This is a genomic window from Vibrio splendidus (assembly GCF_001557875.1).
Lineage (GTDB): Bacteria > Pseudomonadota > Gammaproteobacteria > Enterobacterales > Vibrionaceae > Vibrio > Vibrio splendidus_F.
This window is the reverse complement of record NZ_LNRF01000002.1, coordinates 430,460-455,674: the sequence shown is the minus strand read 5'-3', so window position 1 is coordinate 455,674 and position 25,215 is coordinate 430,460. Positions and strand designations below refer to the sequence as shown.

The following is a 25,215-nucleotide window of genomic DNA, read 5'->3' as shown; positions in this document are numbered from 1 at the left end:
GTATCGCTCCTCTCGTTTTAGTCTTAAATGAAACCTCAACTTGCTTGGCTCTACGACTGATGCAGGTGTAATGCGGACAACTTAACGGTACATGGGCTAACCTAAATATCGAGTCGATAAATCCTTGAAGCGCTCTCAATGGCATAGAAAAAACTCGTTTCACCATGAGTGCTGTCGTGATAGCTAAATCACTGAACCGACGCGGCCTCCCGCGCTTATTCTGTTTACTTTGCGCCCACCCGCTTATTGCTTCTTCATCAATCCAAAAGGTCAGAGAGCCACGGTTAATGAGTGATTGGTTGTATTGCTTCCAGTTGGTTGTTTTGTAACGAGGCTTAGGCATAGGGCTACGAGAGAGGGGGGAGGTAGCTGATCAGATCGTAGGTTCTTGATTTAGTTCCATTGAATTACGCAACAAAGCCGTCCAAAGATGGTGTTTTTCACAATACAATCCTCTTAGCTTTAATTTAATTTTTGGTATTTATGATTGTCGGGGTTAATTTGACTGGAGCGTTATGCCTGTCTCATTTTTAATACTTCCTATAATCCGTGTTTGAATTGGATATAAAGAAAACTCTAATATTTAATTTTATTGCAATTTATTTTAATTTCTACCTTGTTTCATTTTTGAGACGGAGTTGCAACACGATGATCTATATATTAATTCGCCTGAACATAATAAGGGTTTATTCTTATCCTTTTATTTTGGGATTATTCTAAGTAAGGTTTTTTTATAAAAGTAATCACATACAAAAATACAGGAATTAAGTGTAAAACCAGTTTTATATCTAATTGGTAGTAATGCTCTAATACCATTGTTTTTGTTAGTGTTATTTGTGTCAATTTGCGTGATCTTATCCTCAATAAATGTCATTTATTTATAAATCAGTGTCAATATATATATTTTATAAATAGGATTGCTATTGCTTAATTGTTAACTCTGATTGACTGTTAGGTAACCCTAATAATAAACCCGATTTATATAAAGGATTAAAGAAATGAACAAAATCTTTAAGGTTGCTGCTGTATCTGTACTTTCTATCTCTTCAGCGAACGTTTTCGCTGTGAGTGACACTTTTGATGCAACACTAGAAGTAAAACAAGCAATTACAATGACAAAAACAAGTGATCTTGACTTCGGTATCATTACTTCAGATAACACAACAGATGTTGTTATCGCTCAAGGTGATGCAGGAGCGGCGGCATTTACGCTTTCAGGAGAGTCTGGTGATGCGGTAACAGTAAGTATTGCTAACACTAACTTACTTAACGGCGCAAATACAATTGGGGCTGAATTTGACTTTAATAACGCTATTACTCTGACAGGTGGTACTGCGGATCTTAAAATCGGTGGTACAGCAAAAACTTCAACAGCAACTCTAGTTGCTGGCACATATACTGCTAACGTTGCAGTAGATGTAACTTACCAATAATTTAATGAAACCAGTATAATATTATGGCTGTTGTAGAGCAGCCATCTTTACTATGAAGTTTCTATTCAAATACGTGATTTATATCGGTCTGACTTTTTATTCAAGACCGTTTCATGCTCTAGAAATTATTCCTGAAAATATGGAAGTTAAATTTCCGGGTATGTATATCTCTGGTTCGGGTCAAAATGCTGATGCTAATCCTGCTAATAGTCAGATTTACGTAGTTCGATTTTATGTTGAAGGTGAGCCTGGTAAAAAAATCGTGGTTTCTCTCCCTTCCAAGCAATACCTAAACCATTCTCGTAAATCCAAGCGTCTACGTATTAGAAAGTTTTATTTTGGTTGCGGCTTATCAAAGCGTGGTAGGGCCAAAATAAAAGGGAATGGAAGAAGCAAACTATTGTGTATTGGTGCCAAAGTGAAAATCGGTGCTAACCACCCCGCAGGGCTTTACACCAGTACAATCCCTTTTGAGGTTAATTATAAATGAAGTTGTTTATCTCATGTGTTCTTGGCTTAATCTTCACCACACAAGCCTATGCTCAGCTCCTCATCGCTCCGACTCGTTTTGTTTTGGATGCCGACACTTCGGTGACTGAAAAAATCGTCGTCGAAAATAACTCAGATCAACCGATTCGCTTGGAGATAAAACCGATCTATCGCCCTGTAAAGGCGAGTGGCTTGGTTCGAACTGACGCTAATATTGCTGAATCGGAAGACATTGCGAGTTGGATTAAAGTATCACCACCGATAATTCGTGAACTAAAACCCAATCAAAGACGCACGGTTCGCTTACGTATGAATGCTCTGCCTGCTGACATGGCTGATGGGGAATATCGTGCTTACTTGTGGTTTTCCCCAATAGCAAAAGCCGCAGAGTTATCAGACATTGCGTTGTCTTCAAGCAAAACCAACAGTGATGGTTCAGCCTTTCAATTGAACTTTCACATCAACAGTTATGTACCTGTTTATGTTCAGAAAGGTGAGCAGGTACAAGATGTTAAGTTTGCGTGTGACAACCAAAGCATCAAGATTCGCAACGATGGTAACTTTCAGTTCACTGCGAAATTGAATGTCGACGAGCATAGCGAAAAAGTAGTGCTACTTCGTAATGCTGAATTAACTAAGCCTTTTCCCAAAGGGTCGAAGATCTCACTAGTTCAGAACGAACAGCCTCTGTACGAATGTGTTCTGTAGTACTCGTTTCATTGTCGCTAACTCCGTAAAACCAGTGTTCAACTGCATGCTTTGGCGACTCTTTTTGCTCGCTTCATTGTTTCCTTTTGCTGCGTATTCTCAATCTGAAAAAAAAAGTGAGGCGAGCGAACTCTATCCAGCCCATGTAGAAGTTCGAGTGGGGAAAGTGGGGGATAGCTTTTATCGTGTCATGATGGATGACTACGAAGAGCCCTTCATTTCGATATCCAATGCCGCTTTTTATCTGCTCGAAATGAATGGTCGGTGTGATGAAAGCGGATATTGCGAGTTGTATTTGCCTCAAGACGTGGGAAGAGAATCTCCGCCGTATATTGTTGATACCGAACAAGCCATCTGTTATCGCGATGACAACAGTATCCAGTCGATCAAATATCAATTCATAGACGATGAAACTTTCATTCATTGGTACAGCTTACAAGCTTGTATTCCAGCTAAAGTGCGTTGGGATATTGATGATTATCGGCTCACCGTTTCTCCAGAATTCAGCTCATTGACTGAACTGGAAGCGGCAATTTCTAAGATGAAAAATGAATCACGAAAGAAGGCCGAGGAGCTCAAGCGAGCAGAAAATACGCCAGCTTTCGAACCTGTTGCCGCTGTGGGTTTGGCGACTCGGTTAGCGGCTTCTGTTTATCACGACAGTGAAACTGGCGGTGATGTTTACGCAATCTCTGACACCATATTAAGCACAGAACAGTCTTTGTCTCGCTTGTCGATTGATTCGCGAGAAGATAACCCCATCGTTTACTACAACATTGCGGTAGAAGCACATGAGGGTGAAGGCTCTCTAGAAATAGGACATGTGTTATTAGATGGCAGCGTTTTTAACGTGAATCAAACCCTTGAAGACGGACTCTACTATACCAATCGAAAGCGACAGACTGAGTTCGGAAACCTTCAACTCGAACAAACCACTCAGCCTAACATCAGCATCGATGTTTTGGTTAATGGCATCTATCAAACCACTTATCGCTCTGATGAGTTTGGACGCTTCGTTGTTGAAGAAGACAATATTTCCCCCGGTGACACCATCAAGTTTCGCTACTACTTGTCGAAAGGTGTGTGGCAGGAAGAAGAGATCACCGTTGCCGGTTTAGAAGATGCATTTCTACCAAGCAACGAGTGGGGCGTTCAAGTGGTGGGAAATGAAGGTGCAGACCGAGCTGGCGCTGTGTCACTTGAATATGGGCTTGCCGATTACTTCACCGTGGGTAGTGCCTTTATGAGGCAACACGGCAAAGATCTGATTGGCTTTCAAGGACGATATTTACCAGCGCACTGGTTTGCGGGTCATATCGGTTGGTTACCAGAGTTCGATCGCTTTCCAATGGAGTTTGATATCTTGATCAACGGCGATCAGTCGGCATCGATAGAGCTTAATAAAACCGATGAATTGGACTTAGAGTCAATGGAGTACGATGTATTCAAATACAACTTGTCACTTGCAAATCTCACGGCTTTTTTAACGGTGAGAGACGATGTAGATGAATTTAGTGTCGAGCCAAAAGTGAATGCCAAAGTGTCCAGTAACCTGTTTCTCTCTTATGCGGGCGATTATCAATACGCAAAGGACACTCATGCAGATACCTACTTACATACAGTGGAGCTCGCCAAAAGCGGTTTTTCTGATACTTCGTGGAATATCTCTGGGACGGTTAATGGCTCGGGTCATCATGAACGAACAGAACTATCCCTAAGGAATGCGTGTAAAGAGTGCCTGCTCGATCCGCTGGAGGTTTTTCAAGAGCTCACGACGAACGTATCTGCTCGCTATCAAAAGCAGGAGGTTTCGTTTACTGCCTCTTTAGAAGCTCGTGTGAATCCTTATTTACTCTTTAAACTGGAAGGAACAGAAGACCGATACGGTGTCGAGATGACGACCGAATTCGGTGCTAAAACTTACTTTGATGAAAGCATTGTTGAGTTTATTGAGTGGAATCGATACAACCATTCTAAGCTGACGGGCATTGTTTATGACCACCACAAACAACCCATACCTGGCGTAAGCGTACAAATCTTGGACCAACGTGCGGTCAGTGATGAAAAAGGCAGATTTGAATTCTCAAGTGTTCCAGCTCGAGATAATTTGCCTATCTATATTGATGAGGGAGCACTCGACCTTAACCTTACACCGATTCAAAACCCTGTGTTTGTAAATACCAAACAGGTAGGGCTGACTCACGCGCATATTGAAATGGTGGTGTCATTTGGTGTCGATGGGACAGTTGAAGGCGCAATCGAAAGCAATGCGTACCTGCACTTCAAGCACATCCAGAAAGGCACCGAGTATTCGAGCGAAATCGAGAGTGATGGCTTTTACATGGTCGAAGGGCTGATCGCGGGCAAATACATTGTGACTTTAGAAATGGGAGATAGGCGATATGTGCAAGGTGCCGATTTGGACGGAGATTTCTGGGTAAGCGACCTCACATTCAATCTCATCGATTTCCATAAGGTGTATTAGCCCAGATTACTTTTATTAGTCTGACGGAGGCGAGAGTATCAACTGGACTTTCTGTTTCATGGTCAACTCTCGGTTCTTCAAATCTTTGAATATAGCCTTCCATTCTTGAAAGGTGACGACTATCGGGTTAAAACTGTTTACTGGTTTAGTGACGCCGTAACGTACAGTTTCTACTTCAGGCTCGAACGTACCAAACAACTTATCCCAAATGATCAAAACACCGGCGTAGTTCTTATCGATGTATTGCGGGTTTTTGCCGTGATGTACTCGATGATGCGAAGGGGTGTTAAAGATGTATTCAAGTGGCCCTAAGCTCCTTATCCATTGTGTATGGACGAAGAACTGCAAACCTAGATTCAGAAGCACCACAAAGATGACCCATTTAGGGTCAAAACCTATGATGACCAACGGTACCCAAAATAGCCACATACCTGCGAATGGGTACATTAAACTCTGACGAAACGCAGTACTAAAGTTCATCTGTTCTGAACTGTGGTGTGCCACGTGTGCCGCCCACATCCAGCGAGTACGGTGGCTTGCTCTATGGAACCAGTAGTAGAAAAAGTCTTGCAACACCATCAATACAACAAAACTCAGCACGCCCATCTCGATGTCCATTAAGCGCCAACCAAACATCCAGAGATACAACTGCACGACCAATAACCCGGTGAGTAAATCGGAGAGTTGATGCATTCCCGCCAGCGTGAAGTTACACATCACTTCTGAAAGCTTATAGCTGGAGTTATCAGGCAGTCGACCTTGCTTCTGACCGATAAAATACTCAGCCAGCATGCACACTACGAACAAGGGCGCTAATACCAACAGTAGCCATTCTGGGTGATTGATTAATGCATCGATATTCATGTTTTATCCTTGTTGAGACACCATACGCGTTCTTAGTATCAAGTTTACTTTGACTTGATCGTCTGAGATTCAGTCAGCAGAATTTCGCTACCAACGTGCAAAGTGATCTTCTGTTAGACCAAGAATCCCATCGAGTTGGTGTGTCACTCCATTGTTGTCTTCAATCGAGCCAGAAAAGTGACCAATGAACTGACGAAAATTACTCTTTAACAGCCATAAATTGAGCTTTTCGCTGCGGTTATTTAAGGGCGTAAACGTCAGGTTTATACGCTCATCTTGTGATGTTATCTGCCAAGGTAAATTCGTACTTTGGCGACTGAACGTAAACTGCACCGGGTTTAGCAAGTGTCTGGTTCCATTCACCCACAATACGTTTTCGCAGCCTCCAGTTTCATTCACGCCCGCCGCGAGATTTAGGCCAATATCTGTGCCATTGGATTGCGTGTTGATGCTTACCCAGCGCCAACTGGTTTCACGCCTCATGTAACCCGCTGAAAAGTCATAACCGGCACGAGCTTGCGTGAGGTTGAATGATGCTCCCTTGATTTGGATGTCGCCGCTTATTCGCAAAGCATTGTGCTTTTGGGTGTAAGTCCAACCTGAATACCCCGTTGGGCTGCACATCGCCATGGGTAAGCTGTCGGCTTCAGGCTCTAAAGCGATATCGGCCTTGATGAGTTTGGTATTCAAGCGAACTTGCCATCGTCCGCCTTCGATATCGAAAGTAATGCTTTGGCTTGCAATGCTTGTCTTTCCTTCAAATGGTGAAGGTGTTACTTGCTTATCAAACCCAAACGGCCGCAACCAAGATGACTCTTCCAGATGGTTGTTTTCAATATCGTAGACATAACAAAATGCTGAACCTAAGTAGCGAATATCCGCGATAGCGACGCCGATAATGTGTGTGTCGGTGACGATGCTGACGAACTGGAATTGTTTGTAATGAAAGTGTTTCTGCCAAGGGGCAGCTTTTGAATCCATCGAGTTTCGGTAGTCAAAGTTCTCTATGTTCAGGTGCTTGGGGATGCCATCGAAATGTCCAATGGTCGGCTGACCATTCGAATTAATCAAACTGTGTGGGGCTGGGTTCGTTTTTATCATCGTGATGGTTCACATAAATTTAACAACTAAAGCTATTGTGCGATGAGTAGCGTAGAATTGGGAGGTCATATTCGGACAAGAGCGCGTTACCAATCACGATTTTGTCAGCATGTGTTGTTGAAGTTGAGTAGTCATGTTTATGGGAATAGGCTCGATATAAGGAGATTCAATTGGAAGTTATCGCTGATTATAAACCGACCGGGCATAGGCATCAGTTGGGTACATTAGATATCGCGTTGCTGTTGAATACGCTAGAGCAACGAGGCGTTGATATTGAAAGGCTACTCAATGATGTGGGTCTGTCCAACATGGATTGGCGAGATCCGAATGGAAAGCTGACTTACGCTGATAAGCTTGCGTTGTTTAGTGCGGCGAATCAGAGCTTCCCTCACGATGGCTTAGGGCTTTGGCTGGGAAAATACGCTAGTTTGAGCCACTTTGGTGTGTTGGGTTATGCACTATCGACCAGTCAAAATGTCGGGGAGGCCATCAAGTCGGGCTTCAAGTATTTGCGCCTGAATGGTCCTATCTTCTCGGTTAAATTGTTTCTAGATTCCGAGCAAGCAGTGATTCAGATTGAGAACACCTTGGAAGTTGGCGAGCTCCTTCCTTTCTGTAGTGAGTATTTCTTGAGTTCAATCGTCTCTTTGTTCAAAGAACTGACTGGTCATGAGTTGGATATTCACACTTTGGCTTTGCCTTATGCTCGCCCCAATTACGCCAAGCTTTATGACGACCGTTTCCAGTGTCCTGTGATTTTTGAACAAAACCATTGTGAACTGCGTTTTGATGCTTCGGTTTTGGCGCAAACCTTATTGACTCATGATGCCGCGACACTGAAGCGTTATCTTGCGTCTTGCCAGTCGATAGTTGAGACGTTGGACTCGGAACATTTGCTGACTAACCAGATCAAAACGATCTTTTATCAAACCGCAGGCTGTTTCCCGAATATAGAACAGCTCGCAGACGAATTTGGTTGTAGCTCTCGTACGCTCAGGAGAGAGCTGGTTACTCATGATTCCAGTTATCAAGTTTTGCTTACCGAAGTTCGAGTGGAACTAGCCAAAGAGTTATTACTCGGCACATCCATGAGCATTGATGATATTGGTGAAAGGCTTGGTTATAGCGACCCTGCAAACTTCAGAAGGGCGTTTAAAGGGTGGCTCAATAAAACGCCCGCGCAGTTTCGTGATGGTTTAAGTTAAAGCGTTACTTGCTAAAAAACTGTTCCCGGAAATCGGTGACTTGTTGTTGATAGTAACTGTCCCAATCTTGCTGAGACCAAGTGGCATAACTTGATGAGCGCTGAGAGCCTAAGGTCGCTTTGAGCTGATCCAGTTGCTCGTGATAACTCATCACGGTTTGTTGCTGTTGTGCGACTTGTTGTTCTCGCGCGGTAATGTTGCTGGTCTGCGTTTCATCTAAGTAGGTTTCTTGAAGGTCGGCTTTGACTGATGAGATTTCAGCAGGGCTATAGCTGCTGGGTATCAAAGAGACTGCCAGTTCATATTTATGAAGTTGTGTTTCGGTGTTTAATGTCGCTGTATTGTTTTGCCATTCACTAAGCAAATCTTGATAGTTGGCCAAAAACTGGCTCGCTTCGTTCTCTTTAAGGGTGTTGGCGTCAAGCGTAAAATCCAGATGAGCAAATTGGTCTGCGAATAGCTGGTGGGCCAACTCTCCCCACACCTGCCGTGTAGACTGCTTGAATAGGGCAACACGCTCTTCAAGTGTCTCTATGGATTCAAGAGGGATGGTACTTTGGGTTAATTGCCAATCTACTGCTAGCAGAGGATAGTCGCTCAGTAATTCAAACCACATATTCGGCAATTCTGATTTTAATAGTGCGAGTTGCTCAGTGCAGTCATCACGTTGTTGGCAAAGCGCCCAGAACCCATCGAGTTCATCGAATAGAGCTTTACCTTCAAGTTCGCTTAAGCTTTCAATATGCGTTTCTCCGCCCGATGATTCTGCTTCGGCTTGCTTGTTCAGCGATGCTGCATTTTCCCAACTGGCGGTTGCAGTTGGCGTGGAATTATCGTCATCAGTTGTCGTAGAAACACGCGGCTTAGCTACTGTGTGTGGAGCAGAAGATAGTGGTGTTTTGTTCGTTTTGGATGACCACGAATAGCCAATAATGCTCGCCGTTAAGACGAGCATTAGGATTAATATAACTCGATGCATTGTTGGTTCACCAAGTTACTTGATCACGGCGCTAACAGGGAAGTGGTCTGAAAGGTTGTAGTGCTTCCATAACTCACTGCTTGTTGATCTTGGGACATCCACGCGATTGTCGTTATGAGCTTTAGCGGCATATTCCGAGCTCACCACCACATAATCTAGATACTCAACATTCTCGCCACCCGACATAGGTTCGCCCGCAAAGTTGTTGATTCGTGGGTCAAAGGTAGAAGCGGTGTAACCTGAATATTGTGGCTCTTCAGCTTGCAGGTTAGCGAACATCTGTTGGTAGTCGCCTGGGAACTTGAGTTTGTTCACGTTGAAGTCACCGCTGTACACCACAGTTTCTGATGCCGGGATATTCAGAGACTGCGCTAGTGCACGCATCTGCTTGAATTGACGTTGTCGGTAGTCACGTGCCGTGTCTGTATCAAACGATGCAGTGTGGGTGCCGAATACATGGTAAGCCTGACCATTCTTGATCACTTCGGCGTAGTTAACGCCTTTGTCTGCGAAGCAATCTGTGCCTGTGCAATCCGGGAAAACATACTGAGCTTCGTTAACGATAGGATAGCGGCTGACAATGGTCACACCGCCGTCATAGATGTTAATCCCATCTTTATCGAGCATTTTGGTTTGATAAGGATGCTCTTTTGCAAGCTCACGTAGGAACTCATCTCGTCCGTTAGCAAACACCTCTTGAAGCGCCAACACATCATAGCCCTTTAAGTATTGAGGGAGAAGATTGTAGCGGTCACCAATATGTGACGCGATGGCAGGCAGCGCCCAGATGTTGTAAGTCATGACTTTGAGTGTGTTGGCATCCGGCTCTGGCTGCTCATCCACTTTTGGCGGGGTGATGGTGTAATAAATATCATCATAGCGCGCCGTAGAGTCGGCTTTAAGTGCTAGCTCTGCATTGACCCCGAATGCGTCGGTAGTGCTACGATGAATATTACGATCGTCATGCAACGTTAGGTTGACGTCTGCGGCACTTAGGCCATGTTGCAGTGTCGAGTTATACCAATGTCCCTTCATGGTTTGGTTGAGCGTGACACTCTCACCCACAGCGTTCGATACCACAGTGTCAAACTCATAGGTCTTCCCAGATTTCACTCCAGTCCAGCGGTTGAAACTGATCAGCTTCTTGGTCTCCCAAGGGCCAATCTGTTCAACATGCTGTTGCCACTCATCACCGAGTTGAAGCAGGTCGGTACCGGTGTGGTTGGCTTGAATGGTCATCACTTGATTGGTGTTATTGGTGAGATACACGTCGGTGTCTGCAATAGCAGTGGTTGAAATTAATGAAGCTGATGCAAGTAATGCACTAAGGCAAGTCCATTGAGTTTTCATTTTCACGTTATCCTTACTGATTGGTTTAAAGAATAACGTAGTAAAGAGTTATGACATTGGAGTTATAACTCTATCAGAATTATCCAAATATTAGATATATGCCATGGTTTTATAAATTCGATTACTCATTGAAAATTAACATATTGCTTTGTCTGAATGATAAATGATACGCGCGCACGTAAACAAACAGAGGAACGATTTGGATTTGAGGGTAAGTCACCAGTGGTGTGTTTTCGTGGAAATCAGAGGTCGGGAAACAACCAGATGTGGATGCTGTGAATCACGATAAGGGATAACGCTAACAGCCTTGCTCTATCAGTATAAATTTTGCCATTGTTCAGTAAACAGATTCCTCAAAAACAGGTATGATAGGGTCGTTTTTAATCCTGAACTGGGAAAGTCATGGCAAAGTTAACACTCCAAGAGCAGATGCTTAAAGCTGGCTTGGTAAATGAGAAAAAATTAAAGAAGGCGAAGAAAGGCTCTAAAAAGTCTCGCGTTCAGTCTCGTGAAGCAAAAGCGGCAGCTGAAGAAACTAAACTGGCGCAGCAAGCGAAAGACAAAGAGTTAAACCAACAGTTGAAAGAACAGCAGTTGAGCAAAGAAATTAAAGCTCAAGTGAAGCAACTGATTGAGATGAACAAGCTCGAACAGAAGAACGGTGAGATTAAATACAACTTCACCGACGGTACGCTAGTTAAATACCTTTACGTAGAAGAGCTGACTCAAAAGCAACTAAGTAAAGGCATTCTAAGTATTGCTCGTCAAGGCGAGAGCTATGTTGTTATCCCAACAGCAGTAGCGAACAAGATTGCTATGCGCGACGAAGAATCTATCGTTGATACGCAAGCAGGTAGCACAGATGAAGTCGACGAAGATGACCCGTACAAAGACTTCGTGATCCCAGATGATCTTATGTGGTAATGGTTAGCTAATTACTTCTAGATTCGCTGTATGTTTATGGCGCTGAAAGACAAAAAAAGCCCTGATGATATTAACATCAGGGCTTTTTAATTTTGGTGAATATAAACGTAAACCCAAACGATTTGCTAGCGAGACAAACTCCGTTTTTCAACTCTATTAGAGCTAGTCAGCGATGACCTCTGTGATATCGATCGCTGAATCTTGTGGGTAGTCTTTGAGCTGATGATATTCAATATGAGATTGCTCATACCCGTCAAAATAGCAGTCACCGATTTCGTTACGTGGACAAATGTGTACATCATCTCGTGAGATGAGCTCTGTTGAGCAACATGGACAGTATTTCATAGCTCCTCCTGTTAGGGATCTCTGTCTTTAGCCGGCTTCATTAACTCAAACTTTTGTGTCGTTGTGATTGCATTTTTAAGTCACGCAACGAGTTTATTTGTCATAAACCAGCCCTTTGCTATTGCGGTTAATCACTAACAAAGGGCCGGTTGTATACGACGTTTTACTGATGGCAAACCGTTTTTTTGAGCCTTATTTATTGGATGCTACATATATTGAAGCGAGAGCGGCTGCCACCTCCAAGCATTCTTACATTGTCTTTTCTTCTTAGCGATTTCCAGGCTGTGCTTTCTTCTGTGCTGAGGTTTGATGGTTGGTAATCCAAGTTAGCGTATCGCGATACCACTACTTGTTTTTGCATGTTTTCTGAAAGATTGTCGATAATATTGGTTGTCACTTTGCCGTCAGAGTAGGCCATCACTAACACTTCGTCATTGTCTTCCAGTGCCGAGGTTAAGGCTGTTTGATTGCCTTCGTTGTATTGAACGTCTTGGTAACCTTGTGTCTCCCCTGTTTTTTGACCGGAAATCGCTCGATATAGCAGATTCTTTTTCCTTTTTTTTAGCGAGCTCAGTGGCGTTTCATTCGCGGCACTGTATAGGTTGACTACTTTGATGTCGTTCTGAGCTGCGTATTTCAAAATGGAGCTTTGGTTACCAAGGCCTCTTCGTGTTAATGCCGGCGAGTTATGCAGGCTTTGAGATAAACGCTGCTCAGTCGCATCAACAATGACTATTGCTGGGTTGTTACCTTGACTTAACGAATGTCTTAGTGCTTGTCTGACTTCGATATGTGCCAGCTTTCCTTCCACTGTATCCCAACTGGGAGCGTGCTGAGATGTTGCCGACGGTCTCGTTTCAAGGGCATATGGTTTGTAGTCGTAGTGTTCTTTTGGCCAATAGGTGTTTCTTTTTGCCTTGCCCAGATCATCAGCCAAGTGAAATTCACTCACGACTTTTTCATTTTTTAAATACGCCTTAGGTTTTTCTTGTCCTAGTGCTTTCCATTGAAAATACATCTCTTCGCGAAGGTTGATTATTGATTGTCTGGCGCTGCTGATTTCGACAACGGGATCTCTACCATGCTCAGCATTGTTGTAATGAGTAATACCTGTGGTTTGATATTCATAATTTGGAATCACATACTCTGTCGCTTTGTGGGTGTCTGGGTGTCGGTGAGACAGAAGCGTATTGCCTTGAGGTACGGCACCAGAAGAGAAGTCTCTCGCGTGTATCAGTTCGTGCCCTAATGCAACGGTTTGATTAAATGGCGTCTCTGTTCCCGGAATATTGACCATCTCTGTGGTGGAGAAGTAAACCGTATTCGAGACGCCTTTGCCATTAAACTGTCGCTGCCAAGCAAGCGAAGCCTTATGTTGATCTTCGAACATAGAGGGTACTGTCTCAAAGAGTCTTCCTGGCCCTTCAGGTTCTCTTATCACAGTAACAACCGCAGCCTTAGAGTGATCGACCCCTATCGTGTGTTCAATTAATGGGGCAACACCATCATTCGGCGCATTAACTGGAACGTACGTAGCGATTTGTCGCAAAATCTCACGCCCTGTTGGCGATAGTTGCAGGTTGCGAATTAACACGCTCATGTCTGCAAGGTAGGCGTCACTCTTGGTTTGCACGTATAGGTTTCTCGACATGCGATAAAGTTTACCGTGTGTGTCTGAATTGTACCCTGAAACCACCTTTACGCCATCCGGAGCATCATAAAAGAGACCAAATTCTGAGCCTTTTCCTGCGTATGTATTTATTGAGTTAGCAAGCATCAAAAATACTGATAGGGCTAGGATAATACTATTTTTCATAAACTGACTCCTCTAACGCTATTTGTAATTCAATCCAATCTTCGAGTTCTACAAGAAGAAAATGGGTGATATGTGGAAGCATAGTCAGCTCTTCTTGTTTAATGACTCGCCCAAGTTGGTCAATTGCAGACTCAAGGTTTCCTTCGTTCAACGCTATTTTTATGTCCGCTAGCTGGCTCCATAGCGCATGCGAAACTACATAAGCTAGCTGTTGTTCCGTTTCATCTTGATACTCATTGGAAAGGTAGTTTAGGTGAGGAGTTGAAAGCGTACTGTTAAACAGCTGATGTTTGCTGTTTAGTGATACATTGAATTCTGACTGCTGATGTTGTGCGATTTGAAGGTAGAGAGAAAGATCGCCTAATAAATATTGAAGTTGGTTGGTATTGGTCGTCTTCATTGCCTCTTCAATGATACTTTCTATAGCGCTTTGAAAGTTTCGTTCAAAGTGAGCGCTTGGCTGCGACATCACGTCATCGAGTATGTCTGCCATTTTAGGGGCATAAAACCTAAGGTTTGCTGCAGAGTATACACTTGGATACGGTAACGAGTAATTGAGAGAGCGGATGTAAGACATTGAAATAGCGAGCTTGAATTGAGGCTGAATAAAATGTTTAAAAATTTCATATTGTTTGATTTGATCTAACACTCCGCCGCTCGGTCGCTCTGTTAGCAGCAATTCATACCAACGGCTAATCTGATACCAACTGTTACGAACATTTGGGTCAGAGCTGTCTATTCCTTTGCTTTCTAGGTAATCCTTGAAAGACGTTTGATAGCTAAGAATCTGGATGTTCGCTAACTCGGACACTAGCTCTTCAAATAGTTTATTCGAGGACTGGCCAGATATGTAAGCGGTGGTGGTGTTGATTAACTGAGCTCTAAATAAGTCAGCGGACCAACCATTGATCACCCTTGATGCAATATGCTTTTCGACATTAAATTCTACCTTTTTTAGCAACAACTCGGATAACTCTGGGTCCTTTTTAGGGTGGTAAGTATCGTACAATGGACCTGAGTCTTTACATGCATCGATAGAGGCTTGAACACCTCCAGGTACAATGGCAGGAACGCCCCAGCACTCTCTGGCTGGACGTATCTCAAAGGTAGCAGTTTTAAGTTGCTCTTCACTGAGATAATCAAGCCCCCATACTTCATTCGCATACTCTCTCAATCCACTTTGCCTTACTTGAAATTCCAATGTACTTCGGTTGATTCTGCTGTGTGTAATGATTGATGCCACGTGAGGTTTTGCTCTCTCTATGAGCCGCTTAACGATGTTCTCTCTGTGTGTAGATAGTCGGTGCAAAGCGATTTCAACAAGTTCTCTTTTTTTGCTATGTATATTTAAAGCGAGCGCGTGATAGTTATCTGCGTTTAGGTTATTAATCAGGTCATCAATGCGTGCTGGTCCTTCAGTGTGAATGCAGCGTTCGATCTCTGTTAAAGAGGACTGAGCGTTTTGGCATAGAGGTTGGTGTAGATTTGAATTAGGGGAAAGGTGTCCGATTGACTTCAACAGTTCTAAATCAATTCGAGCCATTTGCTTAGAAAGTTGCCTATCGTATGCAGACGTGAGTCGTCGGTATTCGGTGTCAGCTTCAAGAAGCAGGTGGTCGACGTACATTGAGGCACTGTGTAATACGTGATTGTCGTACTTGTTAAGTAGAGCAATTGCATCCTTTTTTTTGTGGTGGAAGCGATAAAATTCTGATGAGTGGTCGCTAAACACGTAATGTGTTTGGCTTTCAAACTCTTCAATTTTTTCTTTTGCAGCGAAGTATTTAATGTCATTCGATAATAGGTTTAACTCATCGCCGACCAGAGGAACTAAGGAAAAGATAGAGGCCGCTTTATCGAGCCGAGTTGAGGATTCCTGAGAGAATGTTTGGACCATGTTGTCGACCCACAAGCCAACCGCGACAGCATCTCCGATTGGTCCTAATACTTCTAGAGTAGAAGAGCCGACCCGGCCTAGTCGATTGATTAAGCTTTCCTGGCTTAGAGAACTTTCGAAAGTCTGGGGGACGTTAGCCAGTGCAGTATGTGTTTGCGGCCATGCTGAAGCAAAAGAGTCGAAATGTGAACCGTGCTCAAGTTCGCCTAACGTAAGATCAAATTGTTGTTCAGAATAGAGCTCATTTCGGGACCACAAAGCCGCTCGGTTATTGTTTATCGTTTGGAGTGATTGTGTGTCTGGAATACCGTCACTTAAGCAGAATGCGGCTGACATGGGGCTATATAGTATGGCTACGAATCGCCATAACGTGTTTTTGTTTTTCATAGTATTTCTTTTTGGATAGTTAGCTGTATCTATCGAGATAGCCTCTCACCAACTGGTACGAGCCTAGTTTGGTTTCTGAGATTCAAGATAGGTTTGGTTGTGTTGATAGAGGTATTGCAAAAAAGCTCACCATCAGAGTGATGAGCTTAGGTAAGGGAGAGATATGAGTTTGTTTACTGCTGCAAAGGGTTTATCACAAGCTGAGCATCTTCATACCCAAGTCGAGCAAGAGTAGCAGGGTCGAAATCAGTAACCACTTTAATATCACCCGCGTAATAGGTTGTGTGGTTAGTTAATACATCTATGACATCAAATGAATTAGCAGCGTGCTCAGCGCCGATATCTATCATTCCAGAATATTGTGACTCCGCACTAAACTGGCCTGAAACATTGGTGTAGAAAGGGCGGACACTGGCACCTGCGGCGTACTGCATGCTACTCAAGCCATTAGTGTTGATTGCCCAGCTCCAATCCCACCATTTCATCTCTCCAGGAATATAGCGGTGATCCCATTGGTAGCGGATATTGGCTTGATCTTCGCTGGTGGCTCCCATGGTAAAGGTGTGAGAGACAGTCGGGCGGTTTGTTGGATGTGAGCTTAGCGCATTGCCGCTATAACGCAGGAAGCCTGTGAAGTTCACGTCGTAACTCATGTTGGTTTTGATACGGTATGGGTAAGAGATGGTCGAGCGTAAGAACTCAACTTGAAAAGGCAGCACGGAATGAGCAGGCACGGTAATGATGGCTTGCAGTTCTGTTGGCTCAAAACGAGCGCCACTGTTGGTATCGGAGAAGTGTTGGCCTTCTTCTAGCGCGACTCTTACCTCTGTTTTTCCTACTTGCGGCCAGTGAAAGGTCTCATCCATGACGACTGAATCGGCGAGGTCAAAGCGCTGTGATTTACTCCATTGTGTTGATTGCTCAAAATGAAGGTCAACGACGACTTGTTTAGGCAGATCGCTATCATTGATTGCATAAGCCGAGACGGTTTCAATCAGCTCTTGGTCGGTCTCTGTTATAGAACCGTGCAAAAACGATGTGTTATCGAGCGTGTAAGCAAAGTTATCAACAGTGATGATTGTCTTCTCATTACAGCGATCACCGGTGCAGCTTCCATCGCTATTCCCTTTAATCTCCCAACCATTGTTAAGCGGTTTTATTGCCATATCTTGACCGACATAACGCCCGTTGTCGCCTCCAACCCAAGCGTAACCCAGGTTATGGGCCAAGTAACTCAGTGGTCTGATAAAGTTCGTGTTGTCGCTGACTAAGGCGCGTTGAACATCAAGGTTATTGTTCGTTTCGATGGCTTGCGCTTCGTAGTAAGGGAGGCCTGCGTCTGGGTGGTTGGGGTAACACCAGGTATTGTCGCTTGGTTGTCCTTGTTTGATGAGCCCGTGGTAGCCAGACCCCATGATCACCCAGTCGTTTTGAAGGCCAACAATATCCCACACATTCATGCGAGATAGTACGGCGGTTTTGTGCTCTTGTGCTTCCGTATTACTGAGCGGACGATAATCAGAACGGCAGATATCTTCACCGAGGTTATCCAATACGATTTGGTCTGAATATATCTTGGCGTGAGTGGCAGAAGAGATGAAAGAGAGGGCAGTGCTAAATAGAATAGTTTTACTGACGTTAATCATGAATAAGTTCCTAAGTGCCTTTATTTGGCAATTTTTATTTAATTCGATTTATTAGTTTTATGGGTGTTTATTTAGAGCCGAGGGACTCTAGCGGGGGTACTTTGTCATATAAAACAATGCCAAAAATACTGAAATGAATTGAAAATAAATACTGATAGATATCAGGAGGTTGTACTGTTCAACTTGTTGTTTGATAAAGGCTTACCTTGATTGCTTCAATTAGTTTCAACAGTCCAATCTATGGATGGTTAATTGTTGAACGTTTATATTTTTGAAGCCTCGCTATTTGGTATGTTGGCTTGGAAAATTAACCAGCAAGATTTATTGCCCAAAGGATGGGGAAGTACTTGAGTAAGCCAAATAAGACATGATGTTGTGATAGGCAGGATCAAAAAAATGCAGCCAACAATCGTTCGATTGCTGCTGCATTTTGTATGGTTCGAGTTAACTTAATGGAACGAGATTAAGCATCACCTGGCTTTTCGCGTTTGCTATTCCAACCCATAAAGTTGTAGATGTTGTAACGAGCAAAGCCAATCTGTTCATGCAAAGCAAAATCTGTGACCGCAAAGTTGTACCACAGTGGCAACCATGAAATTTGAGCAGCCATATAGTCGGCTCTCACTGGAACAACATTCAAGCCGAAGTGATTGAAGTAGAGCTCGCTGCGACGAATATGTAGGCCAGATGAAACCAATACAATGTTGTCGAATTTATGATGCTTCATGAGGTCACTAGTAAGCTGAGCGTTCTTCCAAGTGTTGACGCTATTTGGCTCTTGAATGATGTTACCCATCGGAACGCCAAGTCTCAGCAATTGTTGTTGATAAACTTCTGCTTCGGTGACACCGTTATTTTGTGCATCGCCGCCACTGATGATCACTTTGCAAGTGGCTTGCGTTTTCGAACAATCTTTATATTGGCTGGCTGTTTCACTGATTCGGCCAAAAGAGAAAAAGGCTGGCTCGAACTCTTGCGTGCTTTTAATTAACTGCGTTCCCGCACCAAGCAGGACAATGGCGCTATTGTCAGACCATTGGATATCAGGCTTACTTTCGTAATCGGCTTGTAGGTCGTTCAGCAAGTAGCGAGGAATTAAACCTGAACCAATCAGCACAAATGACGATATAAGAACAAGAGATAAAAACAGAGAGGTTTTTCGCCACTGAAGTAAACGTGTAAAGCCAACGAATAGCAAAAGAAGTAATAATATAATAAAGCTCATGAGGATCCTGTTATCGAACTGGTGCCAAAATGATGTGACATACTGAAGCGGTGCATCATATATCAGTTCTGTTAATCGTTCATAGCTAACTCATTGTATTATTGAACAAATGCACAATTTCTTTCTATTAAACACAATTATCGATGAGAGCATTCTCAAAATCGCTTTATTATTGTTCGATAACCTCTTTCTAAATATGGGCATATAAGTTAATAGGGTTATTTAAACCTTATTTAATTCTATATAATAAACGGTAATAATAAAAAACCGATGCATGAGCATCGGTTTTTTTTCTAGCTGTTTAAATTAGAATTAAGCGTTCGCTTGTTCCAGATCTTGTTGCTTGTCTTTCTTACCGAGAAGGCGGCTTGTGATAGTACCGGCTGTCATTGCACCGGATACGTTAAGCGCTGTACGTGCCATATCGATAAGTGGCTCGATAGAGATAAGCAATGCTGCGATAGTTACAGGCAGGCCCATTGCTGGTAGTACGATAAGAGCCGCGAACGTTGCACCGCCACCCACACCAGCAATACCAAATGAGCTCACGGTGATAATAGCAATCAGGGACAGAATGAAGTTAATGTCCATTGGGTCGATGCCAACTGTAGGCGCAACCATTACTGCTAGCATTGCAGGGTAGATACCCGCACAACCGTTTTGACCAATCGTCGCACCGAAAGATGCAGACAGGTTAGCAATCGCTGGTGGTACGTTAAGCTTAGTGATTTGAGCTTCAACGTTCAGTGGAATCGTTGCTGCAGAACTACGAGACGTGAAAGCGAACGTCAGTACAGGCCAGATCTTCTGGAAGTACTCTTTCGGGTTTACACCAACAAAAGAAACCAACACACCGTGTACAACGAACATCAGTAGAATCGCAACGTAAGATGCAACGATGAAACCCAGTAGGCTTAGGATGTCAGAAGCACTTGATGTTGCTACGACCTTAGCCATTAACGCAGCAATGCCGTATGGCGTTAGTGCCATGATCATCTTAACTAAGCGCATAACGATAGACTGAGCCGCTTCAACGAACGTACGAATTGGAGACTCTAGTTCTTCTTTCTCTGCCATCACTTTACGAGCAGCAATACCCGTTAGCACGCCAAAGATAACAACCGCGATGATAGACGTAGAGCGAGCGCCTGTTAGGTCTGCAAATGGGTTGGTCGGAATAAAGCTAATCAGCATCTGCGGAATTGTTAGATCTGAAACGCTACCGATGCGGTTTTCAAGTGTTGCGATACGTGCTGTTTCGCGAGCGCCTTCCGTTAAGCCTTCAGCAGACAGACCAAATGCTTGAGTTACAAGAATACCAACGATTGCAGAAATCGCGGTTGTTGCTAGCAATACAGAAATGGTGATGCCAGAAATCTTGCCTAGTGAACCGCCTTTTTCAAGCTTCACTACTGCTGCGATCATTGAAACCAAGACTAATGGCATGATTACCATTTTTAGTAGGCCAACGTAACCACGGCCAACAATGTTTACCCAGTCTAGTGTCTCATTGATGATTGGATTGCCTTCACCAAATAACAGCTGTAGACCAAGACCAAATGCGCTACCAAATACTAAACCGAGTAAAACGAGGCGAGAAAGTGTGTTCTCTTTTTTCTGCTGTCCGTAGAGAAAAAAGAGGATACCAGTGAATACCGCTAAGGCAGCGATAGCTGAAAGTGACATTTGTTTTCCTTATGAATTTCTTTAGATCGATAAAGCGCTTAGATATATGGGCGCAAATACTGTTAGCTACAGTAGCGACCTGTAACAAAACGTAAAATAAGGAAAAGTAATTTAATAGAACGATTAGTAATATCCACTCAATAGGATGGGTGGATATTCAACACTATGATGAATAGGTGAGCTTTTTAGCGATATTTTGCCAATAAATTGAGCATGTCACTTGACGAGTAAATTTCGACATTTTGGAAATTATTTTCGAACAATCGAAATAACATTGCTTTCGCTACGTCTTCCGACTGAATAGGGCGAAGATTTCTGAATTTACCAAACATAAACGGAGATATTAAAGGGAAGACACTTTGCAGTAATTTTTCGTCGGCTCTTGGTTTATCACGTTCACCAACCAGCGGTCCCGGACGAGCGATGAAAAGCTGCTTGAAGCCAATACGTTTTAAGTTTTGCTCCATTTGCCCCTTGCAACGAAGGTAGTGCGAATAGGAATCTGGTGAAGCGCCATAGCTAGAAACGACCGCGACGCGTTGAACCCCAAGAAATTTCATTGACTGCGCGACTTGGCTAACTAATTCTACATCGACTTTGCGTAGCGCTTCTTTTGATCCTGCCTTTTTCTTAGTTGTACCTAAGCAGATAACGCCAAGATTGGGCGTCGCATTCGTGTCATCCCAACTCGTGACTTGTAGGTCATTGTGAATAAGAGTATGGAGTTTATTGGAGTCAAATTGAGAATTTAACGCTCTGCGAGATAGGGCATAGATATGGTCGACGGCAGGTTCATCGATGAGCAACCTCATCACGTGATTGCCAATTAGCCCTGTTGCACCAGCCACCACGACCGATGTTTTGTCTCCAGAAATGCTCATCTTAATCCCTTATTCACTTCACAAGTGCTTGTTTAATATAAACAGTGTTTGAATTTTAAGCGAATAAAAGTTTGTTAAATGCGTGGTTAGGAAAGTGGGGTGCGATGATAGATTAGTTGTATTGAAGGTATGTACTTAGCTTGACGCAAAATATCCGCAAGGTGTTAGAGATAACAAAGCCCGCTGGGCGACGGGCTTTGTTACTTACGTTGCTGCTTGCTAGGTGAAGGAAAGTGGGATTTTCCTTACCTTTTTACTCGTTTTTTTGTTTGATTTATTTGGTTTTCTTTTACTTGAATTGGGAATCATTGTACCTCCTAAATCATTTTTGAGCTTTCTTTCAATCAATCGTGTTTCTTTGTTTTGCATCAGTGTTGTGGGAATACATTTTATGGGCACTTATCAATGGAGAGGTTAATAAGTAGTTTATATTAAGCATAAACGATGCCAAAATGTAAGTTATTGATAAATCTATTATCGCTATTGTAGGGGTTTTAAGGTTCGTCAATTTGATTGTCAATTTGATAAAAACCAGTGTGATCTGTTTAAATTAAGAGCACTCTCTACGGTTTCTGTTGATTAGGCATAGATACAGCATTGCTTAACACGTAAACTGAGTCGTAATTCACATAGACCAAGGATGTGCTATGAACCTCAAGCTTGATACTCTTGCTCCCACTCAGATTTATCACCTGATGACACAAACCGTTGTTCCTCGCCCTATTGCGTGGGCATTGACGGAATCTTCTGACCAAGAGTACAACCTAGCGCCTTTCTCTTATTTCACACCTGTTTCCAGCAATCCGCCGCTATTGATGTTATCGGTCGGAAAGAAGCCATCAGGCGAAATTAAAGATACTACTCGTAATGCCCTTGAAACGGGTAAGCTGGTGATTCACATTGCTTCTTCGAGCTCTGCAGAAACAATGACGGCGACAGCAGCCACACTCGATCACGGTGACTCTGAAGTAACCGCGAATAATATTGAGCTGGTTGAATTTGAGGGCTTTTCTTTACCGAGAGTGAAAGCGTGCTCGGTCGCTTTTGGTTGCACATTATACGAAGTAAAAGAAGTCGGAGAGGTGCCACAAAGCCTCATCTTTGCTCAAGTCGAAACCGTGTACATTTCCGAAGATGTGATCGATAAAGAAAGTGAACGTCTTAAGGTTGATGCGTTGGCGTTGGACCCTCTATCTCGACTGGGTGGGGGGGAATTCGCGACACTTTCCAACGTGTTCGCTGTCGCTCGCCCTAAATAGTGTTATCAATTCAGCTCAAGCAGAATCAGTGTTCACAAAACTCGTTTCCATAAATTTAAGTGCCCCTAAACTTATGTTAGATACCCAATACTCGCAGTACATCCAACATCGAATTGACCAAAAAACCAAGCCACTCGGTGCGCTTGGCTTACTAGAAAAAGTCGCGCATCAACTGGCATTGATTCAGAGCCAAGGCAAACAAGCTGCGGTCGAACACATCGAATTGAATAAGCCAAGTATCATCATTTTTGCTGGCGACCATGGCATTGCTGACGAAGGCGTGAGTATTGCCCCAAGTGCCGTCACACAACAGATGGTGTTGAACTTCTTAAGCGGTGGCGCGGCGATCAATTGTTTCTGTGCGGTGAATAAGATCGATATCACGGTGGTCGACACGGGGATATTGTTGCCTGTCGAATCTGATAACCCAATGCTGATCTCCCAGCGTTTGGGTACGCGAACCAATAACTTTGCCAATGAAGCGGCAATGAGTTTAGAAACGGTAGAACGTGGCATTGAACTGGGCGCAGAGCATGTATCTAGAACCATTTCGAATGGCACCAATATCATCATGTTTGGTGAAATGGGTATCGGTAATACCAGTAGCGCGTCAGCGATTTTGAGTGCGCTAGCAAACCGAACTGCGGCAGAGTGTGTTGGTTTAGGTACAGGCATCAATAACGAACAACTAGCTCATAAAGTGGCAGTGGTTGAACAAGGTGTTGCACGTTGCAAAGGACTCGATCCTAAATCGGTTTTGGCTCAAGTCGGCGGTTATGAAATCGTTCAAATGGTCGGTGCTTTCCTTGGTGCTTATCAAAACAGGACTCCAGTATTGGTCGATGGTTTTATCGTGTCAGTCGCTGCGTATGTCGCGACCTTAATTGAACCGAACTGCCGTGACTATATGATCTTTGCACATCGCTCTGAAGAGTCTGGTCACAAGATTTTGCTAGAGCTGCTCGACGCTGAACCGTTGCTTGATCTTGGACTGAGGTTAGGCGAGGGCACGGGTGCTGCTCTAGCCATGCCAATCATCCGAGCGGCTGCAGAGTTTTACAACAACATGGCGAGCTTCGAGAGCGCTGGAGTCACTGTTTAATGACTCCTGAATCAGAAAGATCATTGAAAGATCGAGTTATCTATCAATGGGAGTTGTTTGCGCTGGCGATGGGCTTCTTTTCTCGTTTGCCAATGCCTAAAAACACGCCCTATTCATCAGAGCGAATGAACCGTTCGGGTCGCTACTTTTCAACGGTTGGTTTGTTACTTGGTGCTCTGTGTGGCGGCACGTTTTTGTTGTTCGACGCCATACTGCCGAGTGCAGTGGCTATCTTCTTGATGATAAGTTTTAGCTTGATGCTTACTGGTGCATTCCATGAAGATGGCTTGACCGACATGGCGGATGGCATTGGTGGCGGCATGACCTTAGAACGCCGCTTGACCATCATGAAAGACAGTCGAATTGGTACTTATGGCGCGTCTGCACTGGTTATGACTCTGCTTGGCAAATGGGTGCTGTTGAATGAGCTGGTCACCATGACTGCTCTGTTTATGGTTATCGTGACCAGTTATACCTTTAGTCGCGCGATTGCTGCATCGCTGATTTACGACATGCCTTACGTTAGCGATTTAGATACCAGTAAAAGCAAGCCATTGGCCAACAAGCAAACCAAAGGCGAGCTCGTTTTTCTATTGCTTGTAGGCGTACTGCCTAGCCTATGGTTTGGTCTTGAGCTCGCTTTGGTTTTATCTGTCGTCGCCTATCTTTTCAGGACGGGTTTCAAAAAGTGGTTAACGGCTCGAATTGGCGGCTTTACTGGCGACTGCTTGGGGGCTGCTCAACAGTTGATGGAATTGCTGACTTACCTTGTATTCATTACTGCTTTTTACAATGGCTATCTATAACGGCTTCCTATGGCGAACACGAATCAAACTAATCAAATTAATCAAGCAAGTCAGCGAAACAGCCACCTGGTATTGGGCGGGGCTCGTTCTGGCAAGTCCAGTTTTGCAGAGCAACAAGCATTATGTGCGCTTGAAGCATGTTCAAATGGACGCCTTAACTATATTGCGACAGCCACTTACTTGGACGACGAAATGCGAGAACGAATCGCGCACCATCAACAACGCCGTGGCGAGCATTGGATTGAGCATGAAGTTCCTGTTGAGTTAGCCGAAAAACTGCAGTCTTTTGAGAAAGAAGATGTGGTGTTGATTGATTGCCTAACCTTGTGGCTGAACAACATCATCTTTGAACTGGGTGATGACTCAACCAATGAACAGGTTGAAGCCGTGGTTGAAGTATTGGTGCAAAGCGTCGAGCAAAGCCCTGCGCAAATAATCATGGTCTCTAACGAAGTCGGTTTAGGTGTGGTGCCACTGGGTAAAGTGTCGCGCTTGTTTGTCGACAATGCAGGGCGAATGAACCAAGCGCTAGCTCGCGTTGTTGAACGCGTCACACTGGTCGCTGCCGGATTGCCGCTGCACTTAAAACCATCTAATCACTTGCTTGATACTCAAGGCTAGGTCGCA

Annotated in this window: 22 protein-coding genes; 10 read left to right on the top strand and 12 right to left on the bottom strand. The window is 43.8% G+C overall.

Going from position 1 to position 25,215, the window contains the following annotated elements:
* A partial coding sequence (locus ATB74_RS23770) for a transposase (protein WP_179946907.1) occupies positions 1 to 343 on the bottom strand: 343 nt, incomplete at its 3' end.
* A 655-nt stretch (positions 344 to 998) separates the two neighbouring features.
* On the opposite strand from ATB74_RS23770, the gene ATB74_RS09665 reads away from it, so the two are divergent.
* The 4 genes from ATB74_RS09665 to ATB74_RS09650 are packed head-to-tail and all read left to right on the top strand — an operon-like array spanning position 999 to position 5,115.
* Positions 999 to 1,433, top strand: a complete 435-nt coding sequence (locus ATB74_RS09665) for a DUF4402 domain-containing protein (protein ID WP_061018240.1) — start codon at positions 999 to 1,001, stop codon at positions 1,431 to 1,433.
* Positions 1,434 to 1,485: 52 nt separating this feature from the next.
* Entirely contained in the window at positions 1,486 to 1,923 is a 438-nt protein-coding gene (locus ATB74_RS09660; protein ID WP_060981840.1) for a DUF4402 domain-containing protein, read from the top strand.
* Positions 1,920 to 2,630 (top strand): fimbrial biogenesis chaperone, encoded by a 711-nt coding sequence (locus tag ATB74_RS09655; RefSeq protein WP_048611828.1) that lies wholly within the window; start codon positions 1,920 to 1,922, stop codon positions 2,628 to 2,630. The genes ATB74_RS09660 and ATB74_RS09655 overlap by 4 nt, the downstream gene beginning before the upstream one ends.
* 46 nt (positions 2,631 to 2,676) lie before the next feature.
* Positions 2,677 to 5,115, top strand: a complete 2,439-nt coding sequence (locus ATB74_RS09650) for a carboxypeptidase-like regulatory domain-containing protein (RefSeq protein WP_061018237.1) — start codon at positions 2,677 to 2,679, stop codon at positions 5,113 to 5,115.
* A 15-nt stretch (positions 5,116 to 5,130) separates the two neighbouring features.
* Here the strand turns inward: ATB74_RS09650 and ATB74_RS09645 are convergent, their stop codons facing one another.
* Positions 5,131 to 5,979 carry a sterol desaturase family protein gene (locus tag ATB74_RS09645; RefSeq protein ID WP_061018236.1) on the bottom strand — a complete coding sequence of 283 codons (849 nt, stop codon included), beginning with the start codon at positions 5,977 to 5,979 and terminating at the stop codon, positions 5,131 to 5,133.
* A gap of 87 nt (positions 5,980 to 6,066) precedes the next feature.
* Positions 6,067 to 7,080 carry a DUF2804 domain-containing protein gene (locus ATB74_RS09640; protein WP_061018234.1) on the bottom strand — a complete coding sequence of 338 codons (1,014 nt, stop codon included), beginning with the start codon at positions 7,078 to 7,080 and terminating at the stop codon, positions 6,067 to 6,069.
* Between the two features lie 170 nt (positions 7,081 to 7,250).
* On the opposite strand from ATB74_RS09640, the gene ATB74_RS09635 reads away from it, so the two are divergent.
* A complete protein-coding gene (locus ATB74_RS09635) occupies positions 7,251 to 8,285 on the top strand; it encodes an AraC family transcriptional regulator (RefSeq protein WP_061018232.1) in 1,035 nt (344 codons plus the stop codon).
* Between the two features lie 4 nt (positions 8,286 to 8,289).
* On the opposite strand, the gene ATB74_RS09630 is transcribed toward ATB74_RS09635, so the two are convergent.
* Both ATB74_RS09630 and ATB74_RS09625 read right to left on the bottom strand, forming a co-directional pair.
* Positions 8,290 to 9,240, bottom strand: coding sequence for a hypothetical protein (locus ATB74_RS09630; RefSeq protein WP_061018230.1), 951 nt, complete (start codon positions 9,238 to 9,240; stop codon positions 8,290 to 8,292).
* Positions 9,241 to 9,279: 39 nt separating this feature from the next.
* Positions 9,280 to 10,614 carry a sphingomyelin phosphodiesterase gene (locus ATB74_RS09625; protein WP_061018228.1) on the bottom strand — a complete coding sequence of 445 codons (1,335 nt, stop codon included), beginning with the start codon at positions 10,612 to 10,614 and terminating at the stop codon, positions 9,280 to 9,282.
* A 402-nt stretch (positions 10,615 to 11,016) separates the two neighbouring features.
* On the opposite strand from ATB74_RS09625, the gene ATB74_RS09620 reads away from it, so the two are divergent.
* Positions 11,017 to 11,538 carry a DUF2058 domain-containing protein gene (locus ATB74_RS09620; RefSeq protein ID WP_048611459.1) on the top strand — a complete coding sequence of 174 codons (522 nt, stop codon included), beginning with the start codon at positions 11,017 to 11,019 and terminating at the stop codon, positions 11,536 to 11,538.
* A gap of 162 nt (positions 11,539 to 11,700) precedes the next feature.
* Here the strand turns inward: ATB74_RS09620 and ATB74_RS09615 are convergent, their stop codons facing one another.
* From ATB74_RS09615 to ATB74_RS09585, 7 genes are all read right to left on the bottom strand, one after another.
* Complete coding sequence (locus ATB74_RS09615; protein ID WP_060981849.1) at positions 11,701 to 11,883, bottom strand: hypothetical protein; 183 nt, start codon at positions 11,881 to 11,883, stop codon at positions 11,701 to 11,703.
* Positions 11,884 to 12,079: 196 nt separating this feature from the next.
* Positions 12,080 to 13,699, bottom strand: coding sequence for a M91 family zinc metallopeptidase (locus ATB74_RS09610; RefSeq protein ID WP_060981850.1), 1,620 nt, complete (start codon positions 13,697 to 13,699; stop codon positions 12,080 to 12,082).
* Positions 13,689 to 15,983, bottom strand: coding sequence for a hypothetical protein (locus ATB74_RS09605; protein WP_061018227.1), 2,295 nt, complete (start codon positions 15,981 to 15,983; stop codon positions 13,689 to 13,691). Before ATB74_RS09605 ends, ATB74_RS09610 begins: the two co-directional genes overlap by 11 nt.
* A gap of 173 nt (positions 15,984 to 16,156) precedes the next feature.
* Positions 16,157 to 17,629, bottom strand: coding sequence for an aerolysin family beta-barrel pore-forming toxin (locus ATB74_RS09600; protein ID WP_061018225.1), 1,473 nt, complete (start codon positions 17,627 to 17,629; stop codon positions 16,157 to 16,159).
* A gap of 463 nt (positions 17,630 to 18,092) precedes the next feature.
* Complete coding sequence (locus tag ATB74_RS09595; RefSeq protein WP_061018223.1) at positions 18,093 to 18,854, bottom strand: YdcF family protein; 762 nt, start codon at positions 18,852 to 18,854, stop codon at positions 18,093 to 18,095.
* A gap of 312 nt (positions 18,855 to 19,166) precedes the next feature.
* A complete protein-coding gene (locus ATB74_RS09590) occupies positions 19,167 to 20,540 on the bottom strand; it encodes an L-cystine transporter (RefSeq protein WP_061018221.1) in 1,374 nt (457 codons plus the stop codon).
* A 185-nt stretch (positions 20,541 to 20,725) separates the two neighbouring features.
* A complete protein-coding gene (locus ATB74_RS09585; protein ID WP_061018219.1) occupies positions 20,726 to 21,421 on the bottom strand; it encodes an NAD-dependent epimerase/dehydratase family protein in 696 nt (231 codons plus the stop codon).
* 647 nt (positions 21,422 to 22,068) lie between these two features.
* Here ATB74_RS09585 and ATB74_RS09580 point away from each other — a divergent pair.
* From ATB74_RS09580 to cobU, 4 genes are all read left to right on the top strand, one after another.
* The gene (locus ATB74_RS09580; RefSeq protein WP_061018216.1) at positions 22,069 to 22,680 is read left to right on the top strand and encodes a flavin reductase family protein; all 612 of its coding nucleotides are present in this window, start codon (positions 22,069 to 22,071) and stop codon (positions 22,678 to 22,680) included.
* A gap of 73 nt (positions 22,681 to 22,753) precedes the next feature.
* Complete coding sequence (gene cobT / locus ATB74_RS09575) at positions 22,754 to 23,782, top strand: nicotinate-nucleotide--dimethylbenzimidazole phosphoribosyltransferase (RefSeq protein WP_061018214.1); 1,029 nt, start codon at positions 22,754 to 22,756, stop codon at positions 23,780 to 23,782.
* Positions 23,782 to 24,588: an adenosylcobinamide-GDP ribazoletransferase gene (locus ATB74_RS09570; protein WP_061018212.1), complete on the top strand. Its 807-nt coding sequence runs from the start codon at positions 23,782 to 23,784 to the stop codon at positions 24,586 to 24,588. The genes cobT and ATB74_RS09570 overlap by 1 nt, the downstream gene beginning before the upstream one ends.
* A 9-nt stretch (positions 24,589 to 24,597) precedes the next feature.
* Positions 24,598 to 25,209: a bifunctional adenosylcobinamide kinase/adenosylcobinamide-phosphate guanylyltransferase gene (gene cobU, locus ATB74_RS09565; protein WP_061018210.1), complete on the top strand. Its 612-nt coding sequence runs from the start codon at positions 24,598 to 24,600 to the stop codon at positions 25,207 to 25,209.
* Positions 25,210 to 25,215 lie beyond the last annotated feature (6 nt).

Excerpts from the sequence above, each read along its gene's own strand:
- ATB74_RS09665 (WP_061018240.1), top strand. The coding sequence starts at position 999 with ATGAACAAAATCTTTAAGGTTGCTGCTGTATCTGTACTTTCTATCTCT.
- ATB74_RS09660 (WP_060981840.1), top strand. The coding sequence starts at position 1,486 with ATGAAGTTTCTATTCAAATACGTGATTTATATCGGTCTGACTTTTTAT.
- ATB74_RS09655 (WP_048611828.1), top strand. The coding sequence starts at position 1,920 with ATGAAGTTGTTTATCTCATGTGTTCTTGGCTTAATCTTCACCACACAA.
- ATB74_RS09650 (WP_061018237.1), top strand. The coding sequence starts at position 2,677 with ATGCTTTGGCGACTCTTTTTGCTCGCTTCATTGTTTCCTTTTGCTGCG.
- ATB74_RS09645 (WP_061018236.1), bottom strand. The coding sequence starts at position 5,979 with ATGAATATCGATGCATTAATCAATCACCCAGAATGGCTACTGTTGGTA.
- ATB74_RS09640 (WP_061018234.1), bottom strand. The coding sequence starts at position 7,080 with ATGATAAAAACGAACCCAGCCCCACACAGTTTGATTAATTCGAATGGT.
- ATB74_RS09630 (WP_061018230.1), bottom strand. The coding sequence starts at position 9,240 with ATGCTCGTCTTAACGGCGAGCATTATTGGCTATTCGTGGTCATCCAAA.
- ATB74_RS09625 (WP_061018228.1), bottom strand. The coding sequence starts at position 10,614 with ATGAAAACTCAATGGACTTGCCTTAGTGCATTACTTGCATCAGCTTCA.
- ATB74_RS09620 (WP_048611459.1), top strand. The coding sequence starts at position 11,017 with ATGGCAAAGTTAACACTCCAAGAGCAGATGCTTAAAGCTGGCTTGGTA.
- ATB74_RS09615 (WP_060981849.1), bottom strand. The coding sequence starts at position 11,883 with ATGAAATACTGTCCATGTTGCTCAACAGAGCTCATCTCACGAGATGAT.
- ATB74_RS09610 (WP_060981850.1), bottom strand. The coding sequence starts at position 13,699 with ATGAAAAATAGTATTATCCTAGCCCTATCAGTATTTTTGATGCTTGCT.
- ATB74_RS09605 (WP_061018227.1), bottom strand. The coding sequence starts at position 15,983 with ATGAAAAACAAAAACACGTTATGGCGATTCGTAGCCATACTATATAGC.
- ATB74_RS09600 (WP_061018225.1), bottom strand. The coding sequence starts at position 17,629 with ATGATTAACGTCAGTAAAACTATTCTATTTAGCACTGCCCTCTCTTTC.
- ATB74_RS09595 (WP_061018223.1), bottom strand. The coding sequence starts at position 18,854 with ATGAGCTTTATTATATTATTACTTCTTTTGCTATTCGTTGGCTTTACA.
- ATB74_RS09590 (WP_061018221.1), bottom strand. The coding sequence starts at position 20,540 with ATGTCACTTTCAGCTATCGCTGCCTTAGCGGTATTCACTGGTATCCTC.
- ATB74_RS09585 (WP_061018219.1), bottom strand. The coding sequence starts at position 21,421 with ATGAGCATTTCTGGAGACAAAACATCGGTCGTGGTGGCTGGTGCAACA.
- ATB74_RS09580 (WP_061018216.1), top strand. The coding sequence starts at position 22,069 with ATGAACCTCAAGCTTGATACTCTTGCTCCCACTCAGATTTATCACCTG.
- cobT (WP_061018214.1), top strand. The coding sequence starts at position 22,754 with ATGTTAGATACCCAATACTCGCAGTACATCCAACATCGAATTGACCAA.
- ATB74_RS09570 (WP_061018212.1), top strand. The coding sequence starts at position 23,782 with ATGACTCCTGAATCAGAAAGATCATTGAAAGATCGAGTTATCTATCAA.
- cobU (WP_061018210.1), top strand. The coding sequence starts at position 24,598 with ATGGCGAACACGAATCAAACTAATCAAATTAATCAAGCAAGTCAGCGA.